The organism is Actinomadura sp. NPDC000929 (assembly GCF_040492065.1).
GTDB lineage: Bacteria > Actinomycetota > Actinomycetes > Streptosporangiales > Streptosporangiaceae > Spirillospora > Spirillospora verrucosospora.
Map to the genome: position 1 here is coordinate 1 of NZ_JBEUPA010000218.1, position 10442 is coordinate 10442.

General features: G+C 76.0%; 12 protein-coding genes. 9 read left to right on the forward strand and 3 right to left on the reverse strand.

Going from position 1 to position 10442, the window contains the following annotated elements; genetic code table 11:
* Together ABWI04_RS39660 and ABWI04_RS39665 are read left to right on the forward strand one after the other, a co-directional pair.
* Positions 1 to 931 (forward strand): LUD domain-containing protein (locus tag ABWI04_RS39660; RefSeq protein WP_353835619.1); only part of this gene is annotated, 931 nt, incomplete at its 5' end.
* Positions 928 to 1569, forward strand: a complete 642-nt coding sequence (locus tag ABWI04_RS39665) for a LutC/YkgG family protein (protein WP_345183946.1) — start codon at positions 928 to 930, stop codon at positions 1567 to 1569. The genes ABWI04_RS39660 and ABWI04_RS39665, both read left to right, overlap by 4 nt.
* A 6-nt stretch (positions 1570 to 1575) precedes the next feature.
* Here ABWI04_RS39665 and ABWI04_RS39670 read toward each other — a convergent pair whose 3' ends face one another.
* A complete protein-coding gene (locus tag ABWI04_RS39670) occupies positions 1576 to 2166 on the reverse strand; it encodes a TetR/AcrR family transcriptional regulator C-terminal domain-containing protein (RefSeq protein ID WP_345183944.1) in 591 nt (196 codons plus the stop codon).
* Positions 2167 to 2283: 117 nt separating this feature from the next.
* On the opposite strand from ABWI04_RS39670, the gene ABWI04_RS39675 reads away from it, so the two are divergent.
* Entirely contained in the window at positions 2284 to 2700 is a 417-nt protein-coding gene (locus ABWI04_RS39675) for a plectin (RefSeq protein ID WP_345183942.1), read from the forward strand.
* A 165-nt stretch (positions 2701 to 2865) separates the two neighbouring features.
* Positions 2866 to 3591 (forward strand): maleylpyruvate isomerase N-terminal domain-containing protein, encoded by a 726-nt coding sequence (locus ABWI04_RS39680; protein ID WP_345183940.1) that lies wholly within the window; start codon positions 2866 to 2868, stop codon positions 3589 to 3591.
* On the opposite strand, the gene ABWI04_RS39685 is transcribed toward ABWI04_RS39680, so the two are convergent.
* On the reverse strand, positions 3539 to 4912 hold the full coding sequence (locus ABWI04_RS39685; protein WP_353835620.1) for a nitrate/nitrite transporter: 1374 nt from the start codon (positions 4910 to 4912) through the stop codon (positions 3539 to 3541). The two genes, ABWI04_RS39680 and ABWI04_RS39685, sit on opposite strands and share 53 nt — an antisense overlap.
* 186 nt (positions 4913 to 5098) lie before the next feature.
* Here ABWI04_RS39685 and ABWI04_RS39690 point away from each other — a divergent pair, with 186 nt between their 5' ends.
* On the forward strand, positions 5099 to 5347 hold the full coding sequence (locus ABWI04_RS39690; RefSeq protein WP_345183963.1) for a metallothionein: 249 nt from the start codon (positions 5099 to 5101) through the stop codon (positions 5345 to 5347).
* A gap of 98 nt (positions 5348 to 5445) precedes the next feature.
* On the opposite strand, the gene ABWI04_RS39695 is transcribed toward ABWI04_RS39690, so the two are convergent.
* Positions 5446 to 5940 carry an NUDIX domain-containing protein gene (locus ABWI04_RS39695; protein ID WP_353835621.1) on the reverse strand — a complete coding sequence of 165 codons (495 nt, stop codon included), beginning with the start codon at positions 5938 to 5940 and terminating at the stop codon, positions 5446 to 5448.
* Between the two features lie 290 nt (positions 5941 to 6230).
* Between ABWI04_RS39695 and ABWI04_RS39700 the strand changes: the two genes are divergently transcribed.
* From ABWI04_RS39700 to ABWI04_RS39715, 4 genes are all read left to right on the forward strand, one after another.
* Positions 6231 to 8339: a molybdopterin oxidoreductase family protein gene (locus ABWI04_RS39700; RefSeq protein ID WP_353835622.1), complete on the forward strand. Its 2109-nt coding sequence runs from the start codon at positions 6231 to 6233 to the stop codon at positions 8337 to 8339.
* A gap of 101 nt (positions 8340 to 8440) precedes the next feature.
* Entirely contained in the window at positions 8441 to 8833 is a 393-nt protein-coding gene (gene nirD / locus ABWI04_RS39705; RefSeq protein ID WP_345183932.1) for a nitrite reductase small subunit NirD, read from the forward strand.
* Positions 8817 to 10031: a uroporphyrinogen-III synthase gene (locus tag ABWI04_RS39710; protein WP_345183930.1), complete on the forward strand. Its 1215-nt coding sequence runs from the start codon at positions 8817 to 8819 to the stop codon at positions 10029 to 10031. The genes nirD and ABWI04_RS39710 overlap by 17 nt, the downstream gene beginning before the upstream one ends.
* Positions 10024 to 10442 (forward strand): sirohydrochlorin chelatase (locus ABWI04_RS39715; protein ID WP_353835623.1); only part of this gene is annotated, 419 nt, incomplete at its 3' end. The genes ABWI04_RS39710 and ABWI04_RS39715, both read left to right, overlap by 8 nt.

A 10442-nucleotide genomic window follows, 5' to 3' on the forward strand; every position in this document is an offset into this window, starting at 1 on the left:
GGAGGTGTTCCGGCGCGCGGTCCCGGCCGCCGGGCCGGGCCCGGCCGACGACCCCGAGGCGCTGACCGCCGCCGCCCGCGCCCACCTGCGCGACCGCTTCCTGCGCGCCCGCGTCGCGGTCACCGGCGCGAACTTCCTGGTGGCCGAGACCGGCACCCTGGTCCTGCTGGAGTCGGAGGGCAACGCGCGGATGTGCCTGACGCTCCCGGAGACGCTGATCAGTGTCGCCGGTATCGACAAGGTCGTCCCGACATGGGATGACATGGAGGTGTTCCTCCAGCTCCTGCCGCGCTCGTCGACCGGCGACCGGATGACCCCGTACGTCTCGACGTGGACGGGCGTGACGCCGGACGACGGGCCGCGCGCCTTCCACCTCGTCCTGCTCGACAACGGCCGCACCCGCGCGCTCGCCGACGAGGTCGGCCGCGCCGCCCTGCGCTGCATCCGCTGCTCGGCCTGCCTGAACGTCTGCCCCGTCTACGAGCGGACGGGCGGGCGCCCCTACGGCCCCGTCCACCCCGGCCCGATCGGCGCGGTGCTCACCCCGCTGACGCGGGGCGTGGAGAGCGCCGCCGACGCGTCCCTGCCCTACGCGTCCACGCTCTGCGGCGCGTGCGCCGACGTCTGCCCCGTGAAGATCGACATCCCGGACCTGCTGGTGCACCTGCGGGGGAAGGTGGTGGAGTCGCGCCGGAGGCGCCCGGTCCCGACGCCCGAGATGGCGCTGATGCGCGGCCTCGCCTGGACGCTCGGCGATCCGCGCCGCCACGAGGCGGCGGTGCGGCGCGGCGCACGCTGGGCGCGGCTGCTGTCGCGCGGCGGGCGGATCCGCCGCCTCCCGGGCCTGCTCGGCAAGTGGACCGAGGCCCGCGACCTGCCCGCGCCGCCGGCCGAGAGCTTCCGCGGCTGGTGGGACAGGACGCGGGCATGAGCTCGCGCGAGGAGGTGCTGCGCCGGGTCCGCGAGGCGCTCGGCGGTGCCCGCGGCCCGCGCCCGCCGGTTCCGCGCGGCTACGCCCGGCGGCCGGCCGCGGCCGACGCCGAGACCAGGGCCGACGTCCTCGCGCTGTTCACCGAGCGGGTCGCCGACAACCGCGCGGCGGTCCGGCACGTCGGCGCGGACGAGGCGGGCACGGCCGTGGCGGCCGCGCTGTGGGGGCGTGAGGTCAAGCAGATCGTCGTCCCCGCTGACCTGCCCTTCGGGTGGCTCGCCGAGCTGGACGGCGTGCGGGCCCTGGCCGACGCCCCGGCGGTCGACCTCGAGACCCTCGCCGCGTCGGACGGCGTCGTCACCGGGTGCGCGGTGGCCGTCGCGCAGACGGGCACGGTCGTCCTGGACGGCGGCCGGGCGCAGGGCAGGCGGGCGCTCACCCTCGTCCCCGGCTACCACCTGTGCGTGGTGCACGCCGACCAGATCGTCGGCACGGTCCCGGAGGCGGTCGGGCGGCTCGACCCGGCGCGCCCGCTGACGTGGATCAGCGGGCCGTCCGCCACCTACGGCATCGAGGCGGCGCGGGTCGAGGGCGCCCACGGCCCCCGGCACCTGGAGGTCATCCTCATCGAGGACTGACCGGTTCTAGCGCACGCCGCCGAGGACGACGCCGAGGCCCGCGCGGAAGCGGGCGTCCCAGTCGACCGCGCCGTCCTCGCCGGAGGCGATCCGGGCGGCGGCGCCGTCCTCGGCGGTGCCGCGCACCTCGAGGGCCGCGTGGCCGATCACGTAGCCGAGCAGGGTGTGCGCGGCGACGGCCGCGGCGTCCTCGGCAACGCCGCCGCGGCGCAGCACCTCCCGCAGCGACGCGAGGGTGGCGGCGAGCGCGGCCGGGTTGCGGCGGGTGACGACCAGGGGGAGGACGCCCGCGTGGGCCAGCAGGCGCTCGCGGTAGCCGTCCGCCCACGCCCGCAGCACGTCCTGCCAGCGCCCGGAGGCGGACGTGTCGGCCGGGGCGGCCGCGACGTGCGCGACCAGGCCGTCCAGGAGCTGCTCCTTGCCCCGGGGGAGGTGGTGGTAGATCGCCATCGCCTCGACCTCCAGCGCGTCGCCGAGGCGGCGCATGGTGAGGCGGCCGAGTCCCTGGCCGTCCACGATGCGCAGGGCCGCCTCGATGATCCGCTCGGTGGACAGGGGGGCGCGGTTCTGGGCGTTGATGCTGGGCTGCCTGACCATGAGGACAGACCTTACTACGTAAAGGGCCGAAGCCGGGTGTCCGCCGCCGCAACACGCCGGGACCCCGCGTACGCTTACCTCGATCGAACACTGCACGACCGTCGAGGGAGTACCGCCATGCCGCTGGGTCGCCGGGTGAGCAAGGACGTCGCCGAGCCGTACGAGGCCGACCAGCGGCTGGCCGCCGAGTACGACGACAGGCTCGCGGCGGCGGGCGACGCGGAGCGGGCGCTGCGGGACGCGCAGGCGTCCGGCGCCGCCGAGCCGGAGCTGGGGGAGCTGACGGTCGCGTTCGACCGGGCGATGACGGCCGTGCTCGCCGCCGCCGAGGCGGCCGAGCGGGTCGCGATGGGGCCGAAGGTGTACTCGACGCCGGCGCAGGACGCCAAGACGCGCCGCGCCGCCGAGATCGCCTACCGCAAGGCCAAGGCGCGCCCGGCGGTGCGCCCGTGGACCGACGAGGTCGACCGCCTGCGCACGGCGCGCGAGGCGCACCGGCTGAGCTTCAGGACGCGGCCCGCCGCCCGCGTGTGAGCCGCCGCGGGCACGCGGCGACACGGCGTCACCGGGTGGCACGGGCCACCGAACTTTGAGAGTCTGCCCTCTCCGGGGAACGCCGGGGGTGCTCGCGCCGCACGTTCGCGCCTGCGCGTCCCGGCGGGGAGGGCACAGGGTGCTCTGGACGTTGGGGGATGTCACGTGGAGCGCACGCCGCCGGACCGGTGCCGCGTACTGGAGTCCTACCAGGACGGCGTGAAGGCGATCATCGCCCTGGCGGAGACCGTCGCCGACTGGGACGTGCCGACTCCCTGCGCCGACTGGCAGCTGATCGACCTCGCGGGGCACCTGCGGTGCGTCGCGGAGAACTTCCTGGAGTACCTCCAGGACGCGCCCGACAGCCGGCTGGCGAAGCTGTTCGCGCAGGACGCGGCCACGGCGGTGCTGATCAGGCAGCAGGCGCGGCAGAACGCGGCCGAGCTGGCGGTGCTGCCGCCCGAGCCCGGCCCGGAGCGGATCCTGGCGTTCGGGGTGTCGGCGGGGGCGTACGCCGACCTGATGCCCGACATGTGGGACCGGACGCACCTGATCTACCGGGGCACCAAGTACACGGTCGGCGACCACGCGGGCGCGGCGTGCGTGGAGTGGCACCTGCACGCCTGGGACATGGCCCGCGCGATCGGGGCCGACTACCGGCCGCGCGACCCTGACCTGCTGGTGCCGGCGTGGCACTGGGGCGTCCCGCACCTGCCGCTGGAGCCGGGGGACGCGTGGGAGGCGGTGCTGCGCTCCTCGGGCCGCTCGCCGCGGTGGCCGGACCCCGGGGAGGGGCCCGGCCGGGCGCGGCGGCGGCGCTCGGGCCGGCAGTCCGCCGTCAGACGCCCGCCGGCCTCCCCGGGCGGGCCCGCAGGTAGACCAGCCAGGTGAGCGCGCAGCACACGGCGTAGAAGGCGATGAACGCGATGTACGCGCCGTCGCCGGTCCCGTAGGTCAGGAACGACTGCCGGAACGCGATGTTGACCAGGACGCCGCCGAACGCGCCGACGGCGCCCGCGATGCCGATGAGCGCGCCGGACAGGCGGCGGGCCTCGTGCTCGGCGGCGTCCGGGTCCCCGCCGTCCGCGACGCCGGCGTGCGCCTTCGCCCTGAAGATCGCCGGGATCATCTTGTAGGTGGAGCCGTTGCCGAGGCCGCTGAAGGCGAACAGCAGCACGAAGCCGGTGAGGAACAGCCCGAGCGACCCGAGCCGCGAGGCGGTGAGCACGAGGGCCGCCGAGACGGCCATCGCCACGAAGGTCGCGAAGGTGACCTTGGCGCCGCCGAGCCGGTCGGCGAGCCACCCGCCGCCGGGGCGGATCAGCGACCCGAGCGCGGGGCCGAGGAACGTCAGGTAGGCGGCCTTGATCGGCGTGTCGAACTCGGCCGCGAACTGCACCTGCAGGACCTGCCCGAACGCGAAGCCGAACCCGATGAACGACCCGAAGGTGCCGATGTAGAGCACCGACATGATCCAGGTGTGGCCGTCCCGGCAGACGTCGCGCATGGCCCGCCCGTCGTTGCGGGCGTGCGCGAGGTTGTCCATGGCGAGGGCGGCGCCGAGGGCGGCGAGGACGATGAACGGGATGTAGACGCCCGCGACGAGGCCGGGGTGGTCCTTGCCGGCGGTGGCGAGGACGGCCAGCCCGACGAGCTGGACGACGGCGACGCCGAGGTTGCCGCCGCCCGCGTTGATCCCGAGGGCCCAGCCCTTGAGGCGCTGCGGGTAGAACGCGTTGATGTTGGCCATCGAGGACGCGAAGTTGCCGCCGCCGACGCCCGCGACGGCCGCCAGCACCAGCAGCGTGGTGAACGAGACGCCCGGCTGGATGAGGACGGCGGCCAGCACCGCCGGGACGAGCAGCAGCGCGGCGCTGAAGATCGTCCAGTTGCGGCCGCCGAAGCGGGCGACGGCGAGGGTGTAGGGAATGCGCAGCGCCGCCCCGATGAGCGCCGGGACGGCGGTGAGGGTGAACTTGCCGGCCGGGTCGACGCCGTAGGCGGGGCCGAGGAACAGCACCAGCACCGACCACAGCGTCCACACCGAGAACCCGATGTGCTCGGAGAAGATCGAGAACACGAGGTTGCGGCGGGCCGTCCGGGAGCCTCCCGCGGCCCAGAAGGCGGGGTCCTCGGGGCGCCAGTCGTCGATCCACCGGCCCTTCGGCGGACGGGTGCGCTCGGCGCGCGCGGCTTCGGTCGTGGCGGTCATCAGGGGGTCTCCTTGGGTCGCTCGGACGGCCCGACCGTAGGAATCCGGGGTTTCGCCCGTGTGTGACCGGTCATACGGCAGTGATAACTCCGCTGCACAGCGTGTCCCGCCCGCTGTGAGGTGCGGGGTAGACCCGGGCGCGCCCGGGTAGGCAGGGGGAGGCGGCGGGGGAACGGAGACGTGAGGATGGGAACCTGCGAGGTCTGCGGGAACGAGTACGCGATGGCGTTCGAGGTGCACGCGCAGGGCCAGGTGCACACGTTCGACTCGTTCGAGTGCGCGGTCACCAAGATGGCGCCGATCTGCGAGCACTGCCAGTGCCGCATCATGGGGCACGGCGTGGACGTGGGCGGGCACTTCTACTGCTGCGCCCACTGCGCCCATGCCGCGGAGCCGGAGCGCGCCCGCACGATCCAGGACGCCGTGTCGGTGTAGAGCGCTGCGGAGATAGGCGCGGTGCGGCTCCAGCCGCGGTACGGGTGGGGCCGTGTCGCGGGTGCGGGCGGGGCGCCGGAGCGACCGCCCGGCCCGGTTCAGGCGCGGGCGGTCCCGAACGCCTGCTCGCGGCCGTCCTCCAGGTAGACGGCGCTGCCGGCGGCCATGGCCCGCAGGCTGGGCTCCATCCGGCGCGACACATGCGGCGGCGCGAGTTCGGGGACCTTCTCCGGTGCCACGAGGATGTGGTCCGACAGCTCCTCAGGAGGCAGCCGGATCGCCGCGATCTCCTCGCCGGTGATGGTGCCGCCGAACACGAAGACGTTGACCGCGTCGACGCCGTCGTCGCGCGGCGATCCCCAGTCGACGCAGGCCAGGCCGTGCAGCCGGGGGACCAGGCCGAGCTCCTCCTCGCATTCGCGCACGCACGCCGACAGCGGGGACTCGTCGGCCTCGATCACCCCGCCGGGCAGGAACCAGCCCTCGCTGTAGGTGGGCTTGACCAGCAGCACCCGCCCCAGGTCGTCCAGCAGCAGGGCGGCCGCGGCGCCGCGGGCCCGCGGCAGGGAGGCGTAGTAGGCAAGGTCGGGCATGCTCCGAGGTTAAGCGTGATCACCCCGGACCGGTTCCGGCCGTCCCGGGACGGCGGCCGCATCCGTCCGCGAGATCGCCGGAGCACCGCGAATCCGTTCGACAACCGGGCAAAAGGCAACGAATAGGCCATGACAGGGATCGACAACGCTTGACACGCGTTCGTCAAGGCGTGTCGCGGCTCCGCGGGCCCGACTCCTTGACATCGCCGGGCGCACGGGGTGAACGGCATTTAACGCCGGGGTCACGCGCGGGACTCGCCGGTGAAACCGGGCGCGCCGACTCTCGGCGGATGGCCGAGACTCCCACGCACTGCCCGTACTGCGCCCTGCAGTGCGGCATGACGCTGCACGACGGCGGTACGGAGCCCCCGCGGGTGGCGCCGCGCGACGACGTGCCGGCCAACGGCGGAGGACTCTGCCAGAAGGGGTGGACGGCGGCCGAGGTGCTCACCGTCCCCGACCGGCTGACCGCGCCGTTGATGCGCCGGGACCGGGACGCGCCGCTGGAGCCGTGCGGCTGGGACGAGGCGCTCGACCGCGTCACCGCGGAGGTCGGGCGGCTGCGCGAGCGGCACGGGCCGGACGCCGTCGCGGTGTTCGGCGGCGGCGGGCTGACCAACGAGAAGGCGTACCAGCTCGGCAAGTTCGCGCGGATCGCGCTCGGCACCTCCCAGATCGACTACAACGGGCGCTTCTGCATGTCGTCGGCGGCCGCCGCGTCCGGGCGGGCGTTCGGCCTGGACCGCGGCCTGCCGGGCCCGGTCACCGACCTCGCGGCGTCCGGCGCGGTCCTGCTCGCGGGCGGCAACCCGGCCGAGACGATGCCGCCGTTCATGCGGCACCTGGCGCGGATGCGCGAGGGCGGCGGCGCCCTCGTCGTCGTGGACCCGCGCCGCACCGCCACCGCCCGCCAGGCCGACCTGCACCTGCAGCCGACGCCCGGCACCGACATCGCGCTCGCCAACGGGCTGCTGCACCTGGCGCTCGCCGAGGGCCTGGCCGACGAGGAGTACATCGCGGCCCGCACCACCGGGTTCGACGCCGTCCGGACGGTCGCCAACGCCTACTGGCCCGACCGCGCCGAGCGCATCACCGGCGTGCCCGTGCCGCTGATGCGCGAGGCCGTCCGGCTGCTGGCCCGGGCCTCCCGCGCCCACGTCCTCACGGCGCGGGGGTCCGAGCAGCACGCGCGCGGCACCGACACCGTCAGTTCCTTCATCAACCTGGCCCTCGCGCTCGGGCTGCCGGGCCGGGAGGGCTCCGGGTACGGGTGCCTGACGGGGCAGGGCAACGGGCAGGGCGGGCGCGAGCACGGCCAGAAGGCCGACCAGCTGCCCGGCTACCGCAGGATCGACGACCCGCAGGCCCGCGCGCACGTCGCCGGGGTCTGGGGCGTCGACCCCGGCGCCCTGCCGGGGCCGGGACGGTCGGCCTACGAGCTGCTGTCGGCGCTCGGCACCGCGGACGGCCCGAAGGCGCTGCTGCTGTTCGGGTCCAACCCCGTCGTGTCGGCGCCCAGCGCCGCGGCCGTGCAGGAGCGGCTCGGCGCGCTCGACCTGCTCGTGGTGGCGGACTTCGTGCCGTCGGAGACCGCGCGGCGCGCCGACGTCGTCCTGCCGACCGCGCAGTGGGCCGAGGAGTCGGGGACGATGACGAACCTGGAGGGCCGGGTGCTGCGGCGGCGCCGCGCCGTCCGCCCGCCGGGCGGCGTGCGCACCGACCTGGAGATCCTCGCCGCGCTCGCCGAGCGGCTCAGGGCGCCGGGGGAGTGGAGCACCGACCCGCGGGCGGTGTTCGGGGAGCTGCGCCGCGCGAGCGCGGGCGGCCCCGCCGACTACTCCGGCATCACCTACGAGCGGATCGAGGCCGAGGGCGGGGTGTTCTGGCCCTGCCCGTCGCCGGACCACCCCGGAACGCCGAGGCCCTACCTGGACCGCTTCCCCACCCCCGACGGGCGGGCGCGGTTCGTCCCCGTCGAGCACCGCGGCGCCGCCGAGGACGTCGACGCCGACTACCCGGTGTACCTGACCACCGGGCGCGTCCTCGCGCAGTACCAGTCGGGCGCGCAGACCCGGCGCGTCCGGCGGCTGGCCGAGGCGGCGCCGGGGCCGTTCGTCGAGCTGCACCCCGACCTGGCCGGGCGCCTCGGCATCGAGGACGGCGCCGGCGTGCGGGTGGAGAGCCGCCGGGGCGCGGCCACCGTGACCGCGCGGCTGACCGGCGCGATCCGCTCCGACACCGTCTTCATCCCGTTCCACTGGGCGGGGGAGGGCCGCGCGAACCTGCTCACCAACCCCGCGCTGGACCCGGTCTCGCGGATGCCGGAGTTCAAGGTGTGCGCCGTCCGGCTGCGGCCCCTGCCCGCCGAGGGGGACGGCGCCGCACCCGGCGCGAGGTGAGCCCCTTTTAACACGGCGGTGACAAAGGGGACCCAACCGCGAAACCGCCCCTTCCGAGTATCGGACCATCGGACAGTTCCCCGCCAGGAGGTTGCCGCGCGATGACCACGACACCCGAAGCGACGATCGTCAGGGAGCGGGCGGGCCGGCCCGCGGCCCGCTGGTTCGACATCTGCTCCTACGTCGGCCTGACCCCCGAGCGGGGCGCCTGCGCGATGGTGGACGGGACGCAGGTGGCGATCTTCCGGACCTTCGACGGCGGCCTGTACGCGCTGTCGAACCTCGACCCGTTCAGCGGCGCCTACGTGATGTCGCGGGGGATCCTCGGCACCAGGGACGAGGCGCCGACCGTCGCGTCCCCCATGTACAAGCAGGTGTTCGACCTGCGGACCGGGGCGTGCCTGGACGACCCGCGGGTGGCGCTGCCGACCTTCCCGGTCCGCCGCTCCGGGGACCGGGTGGAGGTGGCGCTCACCGATGAGCACCGGCAGTGAGCCGCTGGCCGGGTTCGCCGTCGGCGTGACCGCGGCCCGGCGCCACGAGGAGCTCGCGACGCTGCTGGAGCGGCGCGGGGCGAGGGTCGTGCTGGCGCCCGCCATCCGCCTGGTCCCGCTCGCCGACGACGCCGAGCTGCTGGAGGCCACCCGGGCGTGCCTGTCCGGGCCCCTGGACCACGTCGTGGTCACGACCGGGATCGGTTTCCGGGCGTGGCTGGAGGCGGCCGACGGGCACGGCATGCGCGAGGCGCTCATCGGGCGCCTGGCCGAGACCGACATCCTGGCGCGGGGCCCGAAGGCGCGCGGCGCGATCCGGTCCGCGGGCCTGCAGGAGCGCTGGTCGCCGGACTCGGAGGAGTGCGCCGAGGTGATCCGGCACCTGCTGGACCGGGAGCCGGCCGGGGCGCGCGTGGCCGTGCAGCTGTACGGGGAGCGCCAGCCGGAGCTGATCGCGGCCCTGCGCGCTGCCGGCGCCGAGGTGATCGAGATCCCGGTGTACCGCTGGTCGCGGTCCGAGGACTCCACGCAGCTGCGCCGGCTCGTCGGGCAGGCGGTCGCGGGCACCATCGACGCGATCACCTTCACCAGCGCTCCGGCGGTCGCCGCGACGCTCGCGGTCGCCGCCGAGGACGACCTGGAGGAGGCCCTGCTGGAGGCCCTGCGCACCCATGTCGTGGCGGCGTGCGTCGGCCCGGTCACCGCGCAGGCGCTCACCGAGCGCGGCGTCCCGACCGTCCAGCCGGAACGCGCCCGGCTCGGCGCGCTGGTGCGGGCGCTGGTCGCCGACCTGCCGCGGCGGCGGTCGCGGCGGCTGTCGGTGCGGGGCTTCTCGCTGGAGCTGCGCGGGCACGCCGTCGTCCTGGACGGCCAGTTGAGGCCCATCGCGCCCGCGCCCATGGCGATCCTGCGGGCCCTCGCGCGGCGCCCCGGGCACGTGGTGTCGCGGGCGGAGCTGTGCGGGGTGCTGCCGGGCCGGCTGGCCGTCGCGCCCGGCATCAGGGAGGCCTGGGCGCGGGAGGCGCGGCCGCGGGACGCCCGCCCGCAGGCCGACGAGCACGCGGTGGAGATGGCGGTGGCGCGGCTGCGGCGCGGTCTCGGCCGGCCCGGCATCGTCGAGACCGTCGTCAAGCGCGGGTACCGGCTGGCGTGCGACCCGCGGATCGCCGACCGGCTCCCGGCGGGCGCCGGTGGCTGAGGCCGGAGGCGCGCCGCCCGCGCTGCTCGCGGTGGCGCACGGCACGAGGGACCCGGCGGGGCCCGCGGTGGTGCGGGCGCTGCTGGACCGGGTCCGGGCGATGCGTCCGGGCCTGCGGGTGGCCGAGGCGTACGGCGAGCTGTCCGAGCCGTCGCTGGAGGAGGCGGCGGAGGGGCTGCGCGGCGTCCCGGTGGTCGTGGTCCCGCTGCTGCTGGCGCGCGGGTACCACGCCCTGGTCGACGTCCCCGGCCGGGCGGGCCGCCTGCTGCCGGGGGCGGTGACGTCCCGGCCGCTCGGCCCGGACGCGCTGCTGGCCGGGGCGCTGGCCGCCCGGCTGGCCGAGGAGGACCGGATCTCGCCGGACCGCCGGGACGCGGTCGTCCTCGGCGCGGCGGGGTCCGCCGACCCGGC